Below are 16,448 nucleotides of genomic sequence, written 5' to 3'. Positions count from 1 at the left end.
TTTTTTTTAATCCCCGACCCCCGCCGCCCCCCCCCCGGGGGGGGGGGCCGGGCGGGGGTCGCCGCGGCGGGGGGGGGGGGGCCGCACCCCCCGCGCCCCGCATCAGCTCGCCCTGAACGCCTCGGCGGCACGGCGCAGCCAGATCGGCGGATCCTCGGCGTGGTACACGCGCTCGTCGTGTTCGATCCGGTCGAGGAACCCCTGGTAGACGATCGCCTGTCGCAGGGCCGCCACGGGGGCGATCAGGGTCGCCGCGCGAGCCGCGTCCGAGCCGGGGACGGCGGTGTTCCACGCCTCCACCCAGTGCCGTAGCACCGCCTCGGCGTCGGCGGGCGGCATCCGCTCGGTGAAGGCGGCCACGTCGAGCAGCGGATGCCCCACGCCCGAGTCGCCCCAGTCGAGCAGTGTCAGCTCGAGGCCGCTGCCGCGCACGTTGCCTCCATGGAAGTCGCCGTGCACGAGCGTGTCGGGCAGGCCGCAGTCCTCCAGGCGAGCGGCGCGCGTGTCGAGTGCGTCGACCAGTTCCGCGACCGCCGCTCGATCGGGCGAATCGAGTTGCGGGCCCCAGGCGTCGAGCAGACGGCGGGAAGGTGTCACGAGCGCCGGCAGGCGCCAATCGGGCAGCCCGATGGCGAACAGCTCGTCGAGACGGCCGACCGTGTCGAGTTGCATGGCGACGAGCAGGTCGACCATCGCGCAGGCCTGCTCGAGGGTGGATTCGTAGAGGTCGTCGCCGGGGATCTCCTCGAGCAGCAGCATGCCATCCGCATGTGCGAGCGCTCGGGGAACGGGATGCCGTGACATCCGCTCGATCACGGCGCCCTCGTGCGCGAAGAACGGGGGGACCGCCTTCAGCCAGTGCGTGCCGTGCGTCGTCGGCAGGCTCCAGAGGCTCGAGAGGTTCCAGGAGCGCACCTGGCGGGGCGGCGCGGTCGGCGCGATCCCGGCCGCCTCGAGTTCGCTGCGAGCCCAGTCGAGTTGCCGCGCCGGGCCGCCCGGCCGGGCCCAGGGCATTCGGTGCGGTTCGTTCGCGACCGCCGCGGTGCCGATGGACGAGAGCGCGATGGCGGGCGGCGCAGCGACCTCGGCGAGGTATCGCACGAGGTCGGCCTCATCGCCCGCTCGGTGCTCGATGTCGAGGAGCCGGAGCATGGTCACCTCGATGCCGAGGCCGGCGCGAGCCGCGTCGACGAGCGGGCCCGCCTCCTGCGGGTACGGCGACGGCACCTCGAAGACGGTGGTCTCGCCGAGCAACTCGCCCGTCGGCAGGCACAGCACGAGTGCGGCATCCCGGCGGTCCCGACTCGTCATGCTCCGCACGATAGTGCACCCGGGCCCGCGGCAGGCCGGTGCCGGACGCCCGGAGGGTATCCCCGCCACCGGCCCGTGTGCGATGCTGGCGGCATGCCCGAGTCGCCCGAGGTGGAGGCGCTCGTCGAGGATCTGGGCACGCGATTGGCGGGCCGGGAGATCACCGACGTCGACGTCGTGGAGTTCCGTGCGGCCAAGACCCGCAGCAGGCCGCCGTCGTCGCTGCTCGGCGAACGCGTGCGCGGTGCCGCCCGCCACGGCAAGCACGTCGACCTCGAGGTCGGCGAGGCGGAGCATCTCGTGGTCTCGCTCGGCCGGCACGGCTGGGCGCGGTACGCGAACGGCGAGGCCGATGCATCCGTCGCCGATGCGCCGCCCACCCTCGTGGTGCTCACCTTCGACGACGGCACCGTCGTCGAGTTGACGGATGCCGGTGACTGGGTGTCGCTCGGATGCTGGGTGGTCGACGATCCGAGCGAGGTGCCCGCGATCGCGAAGCTCGGGCCCGACCCCGCCGACTCCGGCTTCACCCGCGAGGACTTCGACCGTGTCGTCAACGGGCGGCGCAAGCAGGTGAAGGCCGTGCTGCAGGAGCAGGAATCGCTCGCGGGCATCGGCAACGCGTACTCCGACGAGATCCTGCACCTCGCGAAGATCTCGCCGGTCACCCACGCCGCGGGGCTGACCGAGGCCGAGCTCGATCGACTCTTCGACGCCACGATCGGCACCATCAGGGGCGCGATCGAGCACCAGCGGGGAGTGCCGATCGACCAGCTCAAGGCCGCGAAGGTCGCGTCGATGCGCGTGCACGGCCGGGCCGGCGAGACGTGCCCGGTCTGCGGTGACACCGTGCTCGACTTCTCGTTCGCCAGCACGACGGCGCAGTACTGCCCGACCTGCCAGACGGGCGGCGAGCGCCTGCCGCTGCGCGCCGCGGACTGACGCGATCGAGTGTCGTGCAAGACTCGCGGCTGACGTGACATAAACGTGGTGTGAGGATCGCCAGCACCGCAGCACGCGCCGATGCAGCCGAGGAGGTGGCGATGCCCGAGCCCGCAGATCCGACCGCGACGAGCGCGGAGACGGCATGGTTCACCGAGATCGTCCGCGAGCATTCGACCGCCCTCGTCCGCTACTTCGCCCGTCGAGGCCCGCGTCAGGACGCGGAGGACCTCGCAGCGGACGTCTTCGCGACCGCGTGGCGTCGCCGCGCCGACGTGCCTCGCGAGGCGGTGCTGCCGTGGCTCTACCGCACCGCGGGCTTCACCCTCGCGAACGGACGCCGCAAGCACGTCGACCTCCCCGTCGACGAGGTGCCCGAGACCGGAACCGTGCGCATCGAGCACGACCCCGAGCTCAGCGCGCTCTTCGACGCCGAACTGCGCGGTGCGCTCGAGAGCGTCGGCGAGCGCGACCGTCGCATCCTCCTCCTGCACGCGTGGGAGGGGCTCGACGGCCAGGAACTCGCGGAGGTGCTCGGCATCTCGCGTTCCGGAGCGGATGCCGCGCTCTCACGTGCCCGCAAGCGCCTCCGTGAGGCGTGGGGCGAGCGGTTGACGTTCTAGCTCAGAACCGGCCGCTGCTGCAAGGTTCCGCCGTCTCCGGACATATCCCCAAGTGAACCGCACGCACGAAGGGTGTTCGACATGAACGACGACAACGATCTCGACCCGGTCGCACGACTGCGCGCCGCCGACCCCGCGGCCGGCGTCGAGCCTCGCCCGGGATTCGCCGACGACGTCATCGCGCAGGCGGCGGGTTCCGCGATGCCGGCCGCGTCGGCCGACGTCGCCGATCTCGCGAACGAGCGCGCCCGCCGCCGCCCGCGTTGGCTCGTCGCCGCCGCGGTCGCGGCATCGGTCGCGATCGTCGGCGGTGCCGGGTTCGGCCTCGGTACGGCCGCGGCCGGATCGTCCGAACTCGCCGCCGCTCCGATCTCGCTGGGCGCCGCGCAGAACGGCGCGACGCAAGAGGAGTCCGCCGCGTTCGACACCGGCAACCGCAAGATGGCCGGGTCGGGCGTCAACGACTTGATGATGCCCTACGGATACGGTCGCAACACCTTCAGCGCCTCCGGGCTCGCGACCACCGGCGGCGCCGCCGCCGCGTACGCCTACGACGCGCGAGCCGCATCGAACCCCGAGACCGTCGCCGCGCTCGCCGCGGCACTCGGCGTCGAGGGCACCCCCGAACTGAAGGACGGCAGCTGGACCGTCGGCCCGCAGGACGGCTCCGGCCCGGCGCTCTACGTGGGTCTCGACGGCACGCTCGGCTTCTCGTACTCCGACCCGGGGATCAACCCGTGGAACTGCGGGCCGGCGGTCATCGAGCCGGTGGCTCCCGACGACGCCACCATTCCCGAGATGCCGGTCTGCGAGCCGCCCGTCGCCGACTTGCCGAGCGAGGCCGCCGCGACCGATGCGCTCCGGTCGCTCATCACGGCCGCCGGGCGGGACGCCGACGCGTTCGAGTACACCTCGGAGACCTGGGAGGGCGCGGTGACGCGGATGGCGCAGGCCTGGCCCGTCGTCGATGGTCAGCGCATCGATCAGGCCTGGTCGCTCGAACTCTCGAAGGCGGGCATCGTCAACGCGTCCGGCGCCCTCGCCGATCTCGTCTCGATCGGCGACTACGACGTCGTCAGCGAGCAGGAGGGCTTCGAACGACTCTCGGACCCCAGGTTCGGTGCGCAGATGACCGCCATGCCCTTCGCAGTGACGGAGCAGCCGGCTGCCTCAGCGGGCGAGGAGTGGGTGCCCCCGACCGAGCCGCCCGCGACGCCGAGTGCCGGCAGCTCCGTCGCGTGGCCCGTGAACGACGTCAAGATCGTCAGCGCACGCCTCGGGCTCTCGAGCCAGTGGCAGCCCGACGGCAGCGTGCTCGTCGTTCCGGCATACGAGTTCACCGACGCCGACGGCGGCACCTGGTCGGTCATCGCCGTCACCGAATCGAAGCTCGACTTCGCGACCGACTGAGGTGCCGCTGCGGGAGCGCCGAGGGTGCGACCGTCGGCGGCAGGGTGCAGGATGTTCGTGTGCCGGAGCTTCCCGAAGTGCAGGCGCTCGCCGCGTTCCTCGACGAGCGGGCCGCCGGGCACGCATTCGCCTCCCTGCGCGTCGCGGCGATCTCGGCGCTCAAGACCTTCGATCCGCCGCTCTCGGCACTCGAAGGGCAGCGCATCGAGCGAGCGAACCGCCACGGCAAGTTCGTCGACCTCGATACCGGGGAACTCCACCTCGTCTTCCACCTCGCGCGCGCCGGCTGGTTGCGGTGGTACGACGAGGTGCCGTCGACGCCGGTCAAGCCCGGTCGCTCGCCCCTTGCACTGCGCGTGCGGCTCGACGACGGTTCGGGCTTCGACCTGACCGAGGCCGGCACGAAGAAGTCGCTCGCCGTGTACGTCGTGCGCGATCCGGCCGAGGTACCCGGCATCGCTCGGCTCGGCCCCGACCCGACCGCACCCGACTTCGGGCTCGTGGACTTCGCCGCGGTGCTCGACGGGCGCCGCACCCAGGTCAAGGGAGTGCTGCGCGACCAGTCGGTGTTCGCCGGCATCGGCAACGCCTACTCCGACGAGATCCTGCACGCCGCGAAGATGTCGCCGTACGCGCTCGCCGCCAAGCTGACACCCGAGCAGGTCGAGACGCTCTACACCGCGATGCGCGAGACCCTCGCCGAGGCGGTTGCCGTGGCATCCGGTCGCCCGCCCGCCGAGCTCAAGGACGCGAAGCGTCGCGGGATGCGCGTGCACGGTCGCACCGGTGAGACCTGCGAGGTGTGCGGTGACACGATCCGCCAGGTCATCTTCGCCGATTCGACGTTCCAGTACTGCCCGGGCTGCCAGACCGGTGGCAAGCCGCTCGCCGACCGCGTGCTCTCCAGGCTCGTGAAGTAGTTCCTCCGACTCGTGCTCCGGCGCCCTCGCCTGCTAAGCAGGAACCATGACGACCCCAGACGTGCAGTGGCCGCGCCCAGCCGGGCCGTTGGTCCTCCGCCAGCCCACGGACGCCGATCTCGACCGGATCCTCGAGTGGCGCAACGACCCCGAGGTCACTCGCTGGCTGATCCGCACGGAGGTGGAGCCCGGGGCGTTCCGCACGACCTGGCTCGACGGTGTCGACGACCCGAACGACCACTCCGCCGTCGCGGTGCTCGACGACGAGGTGGTCGGCACCGGCGCCCTGTGGATCACCGATGCGATGGGGCAGTCGCACGTCGACGACGGCCCGTGGCGCCGCGCTGAGGCGGGCATCGGGTACCTGCTCGATCCGGCGCACGCGGGCAACGGCTACGCCACCGAGATCGCCCGCGCGCTGCTCGATCTCGCATTCGGCGAGCTCGGCGTGCACCGGGTCACCGCCGGATGCTTCGCCGACAACACGGCGTCGTGGCGGATCATGGAGAAACTCGGCATGCGGCGCGAGCAGCACGGCGTGCGCGACTCCTGGCACGCGGAACTCGGCTGGATCGACGGGTACACCTATGCGATGCTCGCCGACGAGTGGCGTGCATCGCGAACGCCCTGATCACCCGGGCGACAGGACGGCACAGGACAGGACCGGCACGTCGGAGTTCCGCGAGCATTCCTCGGAGTTTTGCGGCATGCAACCCCGTGGCCCCAGTATGGGGGCCATGATCCTCGCCGATGAGCTGCTGCGCGCCTACGACGACCAACTCCGCACCGATGCCGAGACGCCGAGTGCGATCGGGGTGGAGCGGCTCGGTCCGCTGCGCCTGGTGACCTTCGCGGGGGGCCGCGGATTCGTGACCTATCGCGACCTCGACGGCGCGACCGCGACCGAGATCGCGGGCCTCGTCGTCGGTGCGCTCACTCACTACCTCGCAGATCCCGAGATCACGCGAGTCGAGTGGAAGACCCGCGGGCACGATGCGGCGCCGGGCCTGCACGGAACCCTCCTGGCCAACGGCTTCGAGGCCGACGAATCCGAATCGATCATGATCGGCGAGGCGAGTGCACTCGTCGCCGACGTGCAGCTGCCCGATGGCGTCACGGTGCGACGGGTGACCGAGGAGTCCGACGTCCGGGCCATGTGCCGCATGCAGGGCGAGGTGTTCGGCGACCCGTCCTCCGAGGCGACGGCCGATGCGGTGCTCGCCCGCCTCTCCCGTGGCGACGGCATGGAGCTCTGGGTCGCCGAGGCCGACGGCGCCATCATCAGCGCGGGCCGGCTCGAACCGGTGCCGGGTACGGAGTTCGCCGGCATCTGGGGCGGTGCGACCCGCGCGGAATGGCGCGGTCGCGGCATCTACCGCGCATTGACCGCCGCACGCGCGAAGTCGGCGATCGCGATGGGCAAGCGGCTCGTCAACTCCGACTCCACCGAGTTCTCTCGGCCGATCCTCGAGCGGTCGGGACTCGTCAAGGTCTCGACGACGACGCCCTACCGCTGGCGGCGCTGAACTCACAGCCCCCGCTGACTAGGGTTGACCGGTGACTGCAACACTCGTGGCCCAGGGCCTCGCCGGTGGCTACGCCCACCGCACACTCTTCGACGGCCTCGACCTCACGGTCGCCCCCGGCGATGTCGTCGGCATCGTCGGCGTCAACGGCGCGGGCAAGTCGACGCTGCTCCGCATCCTCGCGGGCGAGCTCGAGCCGCAGGCGGGCACCGTGCACCTCTCGCCGGCCGACGCCTTCGTCGGCTGGCTGCCGCAGGAGCACGAGCGCATCGAGGGCGAGACCATCGCGGCCTACGTCGCGAGACGCACCGGTGCGGCCGAGGCATCCGCTCGCCTCGATGCCGCCGCGCTGGCACTGGGGTCGACGGATGCCCCGGCGCCCGGCGCACCCGACCCCGCCGACGAGTACTCCGTCGCCCTCGAACGCTGGCTCGCCTCCGGCGCCGCCGACCTCGACGAGCGACTGCCCGCCGTGCTCGCCGAGCTCGGCCTCAGCCTCGGTGGCGCCGACGCCCACCTCTCGGCCGACTCGATGATGACCTCGCTGTCGGGCGGCCAGGCCGCCCGCGTCGGCCTCGCAGCCCTGCTCTGCTCCCGGTTCGACCTCGTGCTGCTCGACGAGCCCACGAACGACCTCGACCTCGACGGGCTCGAGCGGCTCGAGTCGTTCGTCCGCGGCATCCGCGGCGGCGTCGTGCTCGTGAGCCACGACCGCGAGTTCCTCGCCCGCTCGGTCACCCGGGTGCTCGAACTCGACCTCGCCCAGCACTCGAACCGCATCTACGGCGGCGGCTACGACGCCTACCTCGAGGAGCGCGCGACCGCCCGCCGTCAGCAGCGCGACGACTACGAGGAGTTCGCGGCGAAGAAGGCCGACCTCGTCTCGCGGGCCCGCACCCAGCGGGAATGGTCGAGCCAGGGCGTGCGCAATGCGATGAAGAAGTCGCCCGACAACGACAAGATCCGGCGGAAGGCCGCGACCGAGTCGAGCGAGAAGCAGGCGCAGAAGGTGCGGCAGATGGAGAGCCGCATCGCGCGCCTCGACGAGGTCGAGGAGCCGCGGAAGGAATGGCAGCTCGAGTTCACGATCGGCCGGGCGCCCCGCTCGAGTTCGGTCGTCTCGACACTCAACGAGGCCGTGGTGCAGCAGGGCGACTTCACACTCGGCCCCGTCTCGCTGCAGGTCGACGCGGGGGAGCGCATCGGCATCACCGGTCCGAACGGCGCCGGCAAGTCGACGCTGCTCTCACTGCTGCTCGGGCGGCGGGCGGCCGATGCCGGCACGGCGAGCCTCGGGGCATCCGTCGCCATCGGCGAGATCGACCAGGCGCGTTCCCAGCTGACCGGGGAGGATCCGCTCGCCGACGCGTTCGAGGCGCTCGTGCCCGAGTACTCGGCGGGGGAGGTGCGCACCCTGCTCGCGAAGTTCGGGCTGAAGGCCGACCACGTGCTGCGCCCGGTCGACGCGCTCTCGCCGGGCGAGCGCACCCGCGCCGGGCTCGCACTGCTGCAGGCGCGCGGCGTCAACGTGCTCGTGCTGGACGAACCGACGAACCACCTCGACCTCGCCGCGATCGAGCAGCTCGAAGAGGCCCTCGATTCGTACGAGGGCACGCTGCTGCTCGTCACGCACGACCGCCGCATGCTCGAGCACGTGCGTCTCGATCGCCGCTGGCATGTGGAGGCCGGCGCGGTCACCGACGTTTGAGTGTCGGCTGCCGCTGCCAGACTCGAGCGCGATGATGGAAGCGAACCAGACGTCGTCTGCTGCTCAGATGCCCATGGTGCAGACCCTGCACACCGAGCGCTTGGACCTGCGCCCTCTCGCCCTCGACGACGTCGACGCGTACTTCGCGGTCTACGGCGACCCGCGCACGTGGGAGCACCTGCCGAGCGGCCGGCACACGAGTCGTGACGAGTCGGAGCGCGCGATCGCGGCCTCGATCGACAGTCGCCGGCGATACGGATTCGCGCACTGCGCGGTGCTCCTCCGCGAACCGCTCGGCGAGCTGTGCGCCGGCGTCTTCCTCGGCTCGGCCGGAGCCAAGATGCTCGACTTCGACGCGTGGAACCTCGGCTACCGCTTCGCCCCCGAGGCGTGGGGCCACGGATTCGCGACGGAGGCCGCGGCGGTGTCGCTCGCCACCGCGCAGTCGACGCGCCCCGACACCCCGGTCACGGCCAGGGTGCTCGGCCACAACGCGGGTTCGATCCGCGTGCTCGAGCGCATCGGCCTCGAACTGCAGTGGCGCGGGCGATCGGCGCACCGCGACGGCACCGCCGACGCCCGCCCATCGACGCCCGGAGGCACGACGCACCTCGAACGCTCGATCTACGCCGACCGAGCGCTTGACGACGAGACCCTCGACGCCGTCATCGCGCTGGGCTGATCCCGACCCGCGCGTCAGATGGCGGGCGACGCTCCGTGTCGGCCGGTGCCGTCGGGTCCGGTGGCTTCACTCGCGGTGCCGTCACCGGCCGTTCCGTCGCTCGCAGTGCCCGCACCCCTCGTGTCAGTGCCGACCGACGTGTCGACGTCGGGATCCAGCGTGTCCGCCTTGCGGAGACGATCGTCGGCCTCGGAGTGGAGGCCGGCCGCGTCGGCCCGGTGATCGGTGCTCTCGCGGGCCAGGCGATCGGAGTCGAGCCGTGCCTGGGCTGCCGCGGCCTCGGCCTGCTTGGCATCGGCCTCCGCCATCGCGGCATCCGCTTCACGCTGGCGCGCCGCGGCTTCCGTTTCCGCCGCGCCCTGCCTGAGGTCGGCGGCTCGCCGCCGATCGGCCTCGATGCGGGCCTCTCGGCGCCCTCTGCCCGTCGCCATGACGATGACGACGACGATCGCGATGACGACGACGATGCCGACGATGATCCAGATGATGGTGCTCGTGTCCATGATGATCCGCCTCCTCTGGTCGGGTCGCACCCAGCCAACCGCGCACGGTGCGCATCGGCAACGCCTTGCGGAATCGGGCGCAGTGCGGGATCATCACGCCCGCGACGGCGTCCCGTGCAGCTCGACGGCCCGATCCTCGATCGCCCCGGGCGCCAGCAGCCCGTCGACGATCCGTTCGAGCGCGGCGAGCCCGTCGGGCGAGAGCACCGACTCGAGATGGCCCTGCACCGATGCCACGCGCGGCCCGCGGAGCGCGTGCACCACGCCCGTCGCGGCATCTGCCGCCACCTCGAGACCGAGGTGCGGTGTGATCGCGCCGTTCGCGGCCATCGCCGTGAAGGTGTTGTAGTACCCGATGGCCGCCGGCTCGCCGAACAGGTCGACGTCGAGCTGCACCCCCTGCCGCGGTGCGGGCAACGGCCCGATCGGCAGGCCGGCGAGGGTCGCGAGCACCTGGTGGCTGAGGCACACGGCGAGCGTCGGCGCGCCGCTCGCGAGTCGCGCGACCATCAGCTCGCGCAGGCGCGCGATGCGGGGGTCGGTCTCGTTGCGGGGGTCGCCCGGTCCTGGGCCGAAGACCACGAGGTCGTCGGACGCCTCGGGCACGGCCTCGTTCCACGGCACGACGCGCGCCGCGACGCCGAGGTGCCGCAACTGGTGGGCGAGCATCGTCGTGAAGTCGTCGCCGGCGTCGATGACGAGCGCGGTCGCCCCGCGCGAGGGGTGCGCGGCCTGCGGCGAGCTCCAGAAGGTCGCGAGGTGGTCGTTGCGCGAATGGAGGAGCGTGGCGATGCGGTCATCCTCCCGGCGCACGTCGCCGACGGCCGCAGCCGCGGTGGCGAGCAGGGCGGGCGCACCCATCGGGCGCGGTATCGCCCCGAGCGCCGTCAGCACCCCGGCGGCCTTCGCGTGCGTCTCCGCCACCTCGCCGAGCGGGTCGGAATGCCGCACGAGCGTGGCCCCCACCGGCACGCGCACCCCGCCCTCGCCGTCGACGTAGGCCGTGCGGATGAGGATCGGGGCGTCGAGGTCGTATCCGCCGGCCCGCGGCGTGAAGCGCGCCAGCACCCCGGCGTAGTAGCCCCGTGCCGTCGATTCATGGCGCGCGATCACCGTGCAGGCGTTGCCCATCGGCGACCCCGTCACCGTCGGTGCGAACATCGTGAGCCGGAGCACCTCACGGGGGTCGAGGTCGCTGCGTCCCTCGAGGAGGTATTCGGTGTGGGTGAGCCGCGACATCCGCTTCAGGAACGGACCCCGGATGCGCCCGCCGTCGGGGCAGACCGCGCTCATCATCTTGAGTTCCTCGTCGACGACCATCACGAGCTCCTCGCGCTCCTTCACGTCATCGAGGAACGCGACGAGGTCGTCGTCGGCGGGAGGCCCAGCGAGGTGACGGAAGGTGCCGCTGATCGGGTTCATCGAGACGATCCCGTCGATCGACGACACGTGCCGCTCGGGCGTCGCGCCGACGGCCGAGAGACCCGGCGTGTGGATCGCGAAGGTCCAGTAGGCGCCGGCCTCGTGCTCGAGCAGCGCGCGCATCCACCCGAGTACGGCACGTGCAGCGGATGCCTCGATCCGCCCCGTGAACTCGCGGCGGATCACGAAGTTCGCCCCTTCGCCGCGCCCGATCTCCTCGTCGATCACCCGGCGCACCCGATCGGCGTACTCGGCGTCGCTCACGTCGACTCCGAGGTCGTCGACGGCGATCGGATGCTCCGGCAGCAGGCCGATCGCCACGTCGAGGTCGATCGTCTCCCGGTCGCGCACGACGAGGCAGCGCAGCGGTGCCCCGTCGTCGTGGGCGACGAAGCCGCGTTCGCGCACCTGGCGGAACGGCACGAGGGCGAGCACCTCTGCGCCGTCGAGCGGAATGTCGGCGATGCGCTCGACGTCGACGACGTCGCCGACGAGGACGTCGAGCGTCGGTTCGTGCTCCCGGCGCACGACGGCGAAGGGCACGGGGTCGGTGGCGTCGAGCAGGGCGGCGAGCAATCGCGTCATGGTGGGTCTCCGGTCGGGCCGTCGGGCGCCGACCTCCGCATACGCGAAACGACCGCCCTCGGGCGGTCGTCAGTACGTCGAAACGCGTGGCCGCCTAGGAGGCGGGCCACCAGTTCTGGTTCGACGAGGTCATGTCGAGGACTCTAGCATCAGCACCCCGGCGGCGGCGCCGATACGCTTCGAGTGATGCCGACTGAGACTGAGACCGAGATCGTGACCCGACTGCGGGCCGCCGGATGCGTGTTCGCCGAAGACGAGGCGGCCCTGCTGCTCGAGACGGGTGCCGAGGGCGGTGAGCTCGAAGCGCTCGTCGAACGCCGTGTCGGCGGCGAACCGCTCGAGCAGGTGCTCGGATGGGCCGAGTTCGCGGGCCTCCGCCTCCGGGTGCTGCCCGGTGTCTTCGTGCCGCGCCGGCGCACCGAATTCCTCGCGGCCGAGGCCGCCCGCCTCGCGAAGAGCGCGGCGCACGCCCACTTGCCCGTCGTCGTCGACCTCTGCTGCGGTGCGGGCGCCATCGGTGCGGCGATCGCGGATGCCGCCGGGCCGGTGCAGCTCGTCGCGGCCGACCTCGATCCCGTCGCCGTGCAGGCGGCGCGCCTGAACGTCGAACCGATCGGCGGTCTCGTCTGCGAAGGCGACCTGTACGACGCGCTGCCCGCAGAGCTCCGCGGCCGCGTCGACGTGCTCGCCGTCAACGCCCCGTACGTGCCGAGCGATGCGATCGCCATGATGCCCCCCGAGGCCCGCGACCACGAGGCGCGCATGGCACTCGACGGCGGGGGAGACGGACTCGACGTGCATCGCCGGGTCGCGGCATCCGCTCGCTCGTGGCTCGCCCCAGGCGGTGCGCTGCTGATCGAGACGAGCGAGCGCCAGGCGCCCGTGGCCGTGGCGTTCTTCGAGGAGGGCGGGCTCGACGCCCGGATCCTCCACGATGACGAGGCCGACGCGACCGTCGTCGTCGGAGTGCGCAGCGCCGACCAGGAGTAGCGCGCGGCAGGCTCGGCGGAGACCGCCGAGGTCAGTCGCCGGCTCGTGCGGCCGCGAGCAGTTCGGCCACCTGCGCATCGGTGGTCTGCGCGAAGTCGAGGTAGTGCATGCCGACGGCCATGAACCCCGGCGGCACCGACAGGCAGACGATCTCGTCGACAGCGGGATCGGCGGCGAGCGAGCCCAGCGAGTCGGACGCGCCGACGGGAACCGCGAGCACCACTCGTGCGGCGCCCCTGGCCTTCGCGACGACCGCGGCGACTCGTGCGGTCGCGCCCGTCGCGACGCCGTCGTCGACGATCACCGCCGTTCGGCCGTCGAGCGGCACCGGTGGGGCGCCGCCGCGGAAGCGGGCGACCCGGGCCTCGAGCTCTGCACGCTCGACGCGCTCGATGTCGCGCAGCTCGCCGGGCGAGACGTAGGCCGAGTCGACGATGTCGTCGTTCAGCACGCGGGCGCCCTGCTCGCCGATCGCGCCCATCGCCACCTCGGGCTGCCCCGGTACGCCGAGCTTCCGCACCACGAGCACGTCGAGCGGTGCGCCGAGCGCTCGCGCGACCGGTGCGGCGACCGGCACCCCGCCGCGCGGGAGGCCGAGCACCACCGGCTTCCCGAGGTCGACGCCCTCGAGTGCCGCGGCGAGCCGCCGACCGGCGTCGGCCCGATCAGTGAAGTGCTCCATGTCGTGCGCCCATCGAGCCGAACACCGGTCGATCGTGGCCGTCGGCTCCCTTCCATGCTCCCACCGCGGCGACGCCCGGCCAAGGGCCCGAGATCGTGTGGCGCCGGATGTCTCGTGGTGCGTCAGGCGGTCGGCGTCACGAGTCCCGGCCGCACCTCGTCGAACATCTCCTTGCAGGCCTGCGCAACGGAGTCGACGCGGTCGGGGTCGGGCTCGATCCACCCGGTGCCGGGCTGCATGAGCGTGCGGGTGTTCGCCTCGCCGAGCAGGAACTCCCGGCGGAACTCGGCCTGCACCGCGCTCAGCACGACGCCCGCGGCATCCGCTCGCCCGTCGAGCTCCCTGAAACGACGCCCCGCGGCGATGATCTCGTAGCTGCCCAGGTAGGGCTGGTTCGGTGCGACCTCGGCGGGGTCGGCGACGTCGAATGCGTGACGGGCGGCGTCGGCCAGTCGCCGCAGCAGTTCGGGGCGCATCGTGACGGGCGCGCCATCGATCGGCTCGCCTCGATGATCGCCGCGGTTCGAGAGGGCGACGACGCCGGGAAGGCGATCCTCGGGCGCGCGATCCACCGAGATCGCGCCGTCTCGGGTCGTCGTGTGGTTCATCGTGTCGTGGAAGGCGAGCATCGTGAACGCCGTCGGCGCTCCTGGGGCGGCGAGGGCGAACGCCTGCTCGGTGAAGCGCTCGATGAGCTCGTCCCGAGTGCGCTCGTACACGCCGAGCCCCCGCTCGGCGACGGCTGAGAAGCGCTCGACGAGCTCCTCGAGCTCGCCGTCGGTCTGCGGCACCCGCAGGAGGGGGAAGAAGGAGAAGGTGACCGGTCGGATCGCGTCGACGCCCGAGAGGTCGACACGGTTCCAGGCGCCCGCCGCGCGAACGCGTGCGAAGGCCTCGCGGAGCGTGGCCGCGAGATCGGCCGGCTTCTCCCGGTTGGGGTCGCGGATCATGCGCGGATGCGGATTCTCGACGACCACGATGCGCTGGTCGATCTCGGCCCAGCGCCGCACGACCGGGCTCGTCGAGCAGTCGGTGAAGTCGAACTGCAGGCGCCGGGTGAACTCGGGGGCGAGGAACGGCAGGAGTTCCTCGGGGATGGCGGCTCCCGCATGCGGCGCGGTGACGAGCACGTCGGCCCGGGCGATCGCCTCGTCGAGCCCCACCTCGCCCTTGCCGGCGTAGTGCGTGAGGTCTCGCGCCGAGTACGCGGTTCCGGCGGGAATCAGCAGCGGTGAAGCGGCATCCATGCCTCCGACCCTAGTCGGACGGTCGCCGAGCGGAATTCGAGCGAAGTTCGCTTCTGCGAACTCGTCGCTTACACTGAACCAAATCCCTCCCCGATCTGGGGAACCCGAACTGAGGATTCGACGAGGCCCCCACTCGTCGGCTTGGAGTGTCCGTGGGACGTCACAGTGAAGCGGCAACGGCGAAGAAGCCGGGCCGCAGATTCATCCTGTCCATCATCGGTGCAGTGGTCGTCGTCGGTCTCGTGGCGTCCGGCGTCTTCCTCTGGGTCGGCGGCTACCTGAACCCCATCTTCGCGTCGGCAGACTCCGGCTGCGCCGAGACCGAGCAGCTCGCGATCGTGGCCGACCCGTCGATCGCGCCGGCGCTCGCCGAGATCGCTGAGAAGTTCGACGCCGACCCCGATCATTGCGTGGCGACGGAGGTCACTGCGCAGGACTCGGCCGACACCGCCGCAGTCGTCGCCTCGGGCGGGGTGAAGATCGACGCCTGGGTGCCGGACTCGAGCGTCTGGATCGACCGCACGAACGCGACAGCCACCTCGCTCGGCCAGCCGCTGCCCGAACTCGACGTGCGCGCTTCGATCGCATCGTCGCCCGTCGTCTTCGCCGGTGCGGCGACCAAGGCGACCGCGCTCGCGGCCGAGCCCGTGAGCTGGGCTCGCGTGCTCGGCGGCACGTTGCCGGCGATCCTGCCGGACCCCGAGGCATCCGCCGCGAGCCTGGCCGGACTCCTCGCCCTGCGCGGCCACTCCTCGCCCGACGACCCACGCCAGTTCGCGGGCGCCATGATCGAGCTCGGCAAGTCCATCCCCGCATCGACGGGCGCCGCGTTCGGCACAGTCAGCGCGGCGCAGCAGCCGGTCGTCGTCGTCACGAGCGAGGTGCAGATCGCCGCGTACAACCTCGACGATCCGGCGGAATCGCTCGTCGCCGCGTACCCCGCCGACGGCACCGTCGCGCTCGACTACCCCTTCGTGCGCACGGAGGCGCCGGTCGCGGCCGAATCCGGTTCCGCGGAGACCGCTGAATCGGGTGCGGACGCCAAGGTCGAGCTGCTCGACGCCCTCGAGGACTCCATCCGCGAGAGCCGGAAGACCCTGGCCGCGAAGGGGTTCCGCGCCCCCGACGGCACCGGTGCACTCGATATCGTCGGGCTCGGGGCGCAGGCCCCCTCTGCCACGGCGGCCCTCGACGGCGGGGCGGAGATCGAGATTCTCCGCGCCTGGTCGGTGTTGACGCTGCGCTCGCGCATGCTCGCCGTCATCGACGTGTCGGGTTCGATGGAGGAGCCGGCAGCGAACGGCCTGCGCCGCATCGACATCTTCCAGCAGGCCGCCGTCGGTGCGATGCAGAAGTTCTCGGGCGAGGTCGAGCTCGGCGTGTGGGTCTTCTCCACCGCTCGCAACGGCGACCTCGACTACGAGGACCTGTCGCCGATAGCACCGCTCGGCGACGCCGCGCACTCGCAGGAGATCGCCGGGATCATCCAGTCGCTGCCGGGGCGGCTCGGCGGGGCGACCGGACTCTACGACACCACCCTCGCCGCGGTGCAGCGGGTGCGCGAGACGTACGACCCCGAGAAGGTCAACTCCGTGCTGCTCTTCACCGACGGCAAGAACGAAGACGAGAACGGCATCGACCTCGACACGCTGCTCGCCGAGCTCGCGAAGATCGACGACCCCGAGAAGCCCGTGCCGGTCATCATGATCGGCTTCGGCCCCGACACCGACCTCGCGGCGATGCAGCGCATCGCCCAGGCGACGAAGGGCGCCGCGTACTCGGCATCGGAGCCCGAAGACCTCGGTACGGTGCTCGTGGACGCCCTCTCGCAACGCAGCTGCCGCCCGAACTGCGGCTGAGAGCATGAACGACGAAGGGCGCCCGGCAACTGCCGGGC

General features: G+C 71.9%; 15 protein-coding genes. 10 read left to right on the top strand and 5 right to left on the bottom strand.

Annotated elements, in window-relative coordinates:
• Positions 1 to 102: 102 nt before the first annotated feature.
• Positions 103 to 1,311, bottom strand: a complete 1,209-nt coding sequence (locus ACFTQE_RS17325; protein WP_376926240.1) for a phosphotransferase family protein — start codon at positions 1,309 to 1,311, stop codon at positions 103 to 105.
• A gap of 93 nt (positions 1,312 to 1,404) precedes the next feature.
• On the opposite strand from ACFTQE_RS17325, the gene ACFTQE_RS17320 reads away from it, so the two are divergent.
• From ACFTQE_RS17320 to ACFTQE_RS17285, 8 genes are all read left to right on the top strand, one after another.
• Positions 1,405 to 2,253 (top strand): DNA-formamidopyrimidine glycosylase family protein, encoded by an 849-nt coding sequence (locus tag ACFTQE_RS17320; protein WP_376926239.1) that lies wholly within the window; start codon positions 1,405 to 1,407, stop codon positions 2,251 to 2,253.
• A 101-nt stretch (positions 2,254 to 2,354) separates the two neighbouring features.
• A complete protein-coding gene (locus tag ACFTQE_RS17315) occupies positions 2,355 to 2,876 on the top strand; it encodes an RNA polymerase sigma factor (protein ID WP_376926238.1) in 522 nt (173 codons plus the stop codon).
• A gap of 81 nt (positions 2,877 to 2,957) precedes the next feature.
• On the top strand, positions 2,958 to 4,286 hold the full coding sequence (locus ACFTQE_RS17310) for a hypothetical protein (RefSeq protein ID WP_376926237.1): 1,329 nt from the start codon (positions 2,958 to 2,960) through the stop codon (positions 4,284 to 4,286).
• 59 nt (positions 4,287 to 4,345) lie between these two features.
• Entirely contained in the window at positions 4,346 to 5,206 is an 861-nt protein-coding gene (locus ACFTQE_RS17305) for an Fpg/Nei family DNA glycosylase (protein ID WP_376926236.1), read from the top strand.
• Positions 5,207 to 5,252: 46 nt separating this feature from the next.
• Positions 5,253 to 5,837: a GNAT family N-acetyltransferase gene (locus ACFTQE_RS17300; protein ID WP_376926235.1), complete on the top strand. Its 585-nt coding sequence runs from the start codon at positions 5,253 to 5,255 to the stop codon at positions 5,835 to 5,837.
• Between the two features lie 106 nt (positions 5,838 to 5,943).
• On the top strand, positions 5,944 to 6,732 hold the full coding sequence (locus ACFTQE_RS17295) for a GNAT family N-acetyltransferase (protein ID WP_376926234.1): 789 nt from the start codon (positions 5,944 to 5,946) through the stop codon (positions 6,730 to 6,732).
• Positions 6,733 to 6,763: 31 nt separating this feature from the next.
• Complete coding sequence (locus ACFTQE_RS17290; RefSeq protein WP_376926233.1) at positions 6,764 to 8,440, top strand: ABC-F family ATP-binding cassette domain-containing protein; 1,677 nt, start codon at positions 6,764 to 6,766, stop codon at positions 8,438 to 8,440.
• A gap of 31 nt (positions 8,441 to 8,471) precedes the next feature.
• Positions 8,472 to 9,122: a GNAT family N-acetyltransferase gene (locus ACFTQE_RS17285; RefSeq protein WP_376926232.1), complete on the top strand. Its 651-nt coding sequence runs from the start codon at positions 8,472 to 8,474 to the stop codon at positions 9,120 to 9,122.
• Positions 9,123 to 9,136: 14 nt separating this feature from the next.
• Here ACFTQE_RS17285 and ACFTQE_RS17280 read toward each other — a convergent pair whose 3' ends face one another.
• Positions 9,137 to 9,625, bottom strand: coding sequence for a hypothetical protein (locus ACFTQE_RS17280; protein WP_376926231.1), 489 nt, complete (start codon positions 9,623 to 9,625; stop codon positions 9,137 to 9,139).
• Between the two features lie 93 nt (positions 9,626 to 9,718).
• Positions 9,719 to 11,632: an anthranilate synthase family protein gene (locus ACFTQE_RS17275; protein WP_376926230.1), complete on the bottom strand. Its 1,914-nt coding sequence runs from the start codon at positions 11,630 to 11,632 to the stop codon at positions 9,719 to 9,721.
• 186 nt (positions 11,633 to 11,818) lie between these two features.
• On the opposite strand from ACFTQE_RS17275, the gene ACFTQE_RS17270 reads away from it, so the two are divergent.
• Positions 11,819 to 12,622 (top strand): putative protein N(5)-glutamine methyltransferase, encoded by an 804-nt coding sequence (locus tag ACFTQE_RS17270; protein WP_376926229.1) that lies wholly within the window; start codon positions 11,819 to 11,821, stop codon positions 12,620 to 12,622.
• 31 nt (positions 12,623 to 12,653) lie between these two features.
• Here ACFTQE_RS17270 and ACFTQE_RS17265 read toward each other — a convergent pair whose 3' ends face one another.
• The gene (locus ACFTQE_RS17265; protein ID WP_375837413.1) at positions 12,654 to 13,304 is read right to left on the bottom strand and encodes a phosphoribosyltransferase; all 651 of its coding nucleotides are present in this window, start codon (positions 13,302 to 13,304) and stop codon (positions 12,654 to 12,656) included.
• A 122-nt stretch (positions 13,305 to 13,426) separates the two neighbouring features.
• Complete coding sequence (locus ACFTQE_RS17260; RefSeq protein ID WP_376926228.1) at positions 13,427 to 14,551, bottom strand: N-formylglutamate amidohydrolase; 1,125 nt, start codon at positions 14,549 to 14,551, stop codon at positions 13,427 to 13,429.
• 152 nt (positions 14,552 to 14,703) lie between these two features.
• Between ACFTQE_RS17260 and ACFTQE_RS17255 the strand changes: the two genes are divergently transcribed.
• Entirely contained in the window at positions 14,704 to 16,410 is a 1,707-nt protein-coding gene (locus ACFTQE_RS17255) for a substrate-binding domain-containing protein (RefSeq protein WP_376926227.1), read from the top strand.
• Positions 16,411 to 16,448: the final 38 nt, after the last annotated feature.

Origin of the sequence: Agromyces sp. NPDC056965 (assembly GCF_042673425.1) — a bacterium.
In the GTDB taxonomy this organism is placed as follows: Bacteria; Actinomycetota; Actinomycetes; order Actinomycetales; family Microbacteriaceae; genus Agromyces.
This window is presented reverse-complemented; position numbering and strand designations above follow the sequence as displayed.

Excerpts from the sequence above, each read along its gene's own strand:
- ACFTQE_RS17325 (WP_376926240.1), bottom strand. The coding sequence starts at position 1,311 with ATGACGAGTCGGGACCGCCGGGATGCCGCACTCGTGCTGTGCCTGCCG.
- ACFTQE_RS17320 (WP_376926239.1), top strand. The coding sequence starts at position 1,405 with ATGCCCGAGTCGCCCGAGGTGGAGGCGCTCGTCGAGGATCTGGGCACG.
- ACFTQE_RS17315 (WP_376926238.1), top strand. The coding sequence starts at position 2,355 with ATGCCCGAGCCCGCAGATCCGACCGCGACGAGCGCGGAGACGGCATGG.
- ACFTQE_RS17310 (WP_376926237.1), top strand. The coding sequence starts at position 2,958 with ATGAACGACGACAACGATCTCGACCCGGTCGCACGACTGCGCGCCGCC.
- ACFTQE_RS17300 (WP_376926235.1), top strand. The coding sequence starts at position 5,253 with ATGACGACCCCAGACGTGCAGTGGCCGCGCCCAGCCGGGCCGTTGGTC.
- ACFTQE_RS17295 (WP_376926234.1), top strand. The coding sequence starts at position 5,944 with ATGATCCTCGCCGATGAGCTGCTGCGCGCCTACGACGACCAACTCCGC.
- ACFTQE_RS17285 (WP_376926232.1), top strand. The coding sequence starts at position 8,472 with ATGATGGAAGCGAACCAGACGTCGTCTGCTGCTCAGATGCCCATGGTG.
- ACFTQE_RS17280 (WP_376926231.1), bottom strand. The coding sequence starts at position 9,625 with ATGGACACGAGCACCATCATCTGGATCATCGTCGGCATCGTCGTCGTC.
- ACFTQE_RS17275 (WP_376926230.1), bottom strand. The coding sequence starts at position 11,632 with ATGACGCGATTGCTCGCCGCCCTGCTCGACGCCACCGACCCCGTGCCC.
- ACFTQE_RS17270 (WP_376926229.1), top strand. The coding sequence starts at position 11,819 with ATGCCGACTGAGACTGAGACCGAGATCGTGACCCGACTGCGGGCCGCC.
- ACFTQE_RS17265 (WP_375837413.1), bottom strand. The coding sequence starts at position 13,304 with ATGGAGCACTTCACTGATCGGGCCGACGCCGGTCGGCGGCTCGCCGCG.
- ACFTQE_RS17260 (WP_376926228.1), bottom strand. The coding sequence starts at position 14,551 with ATGGATGCCGCTTCACCGCTGCTGATTCCCGCCGGAACCGCGTACTCG.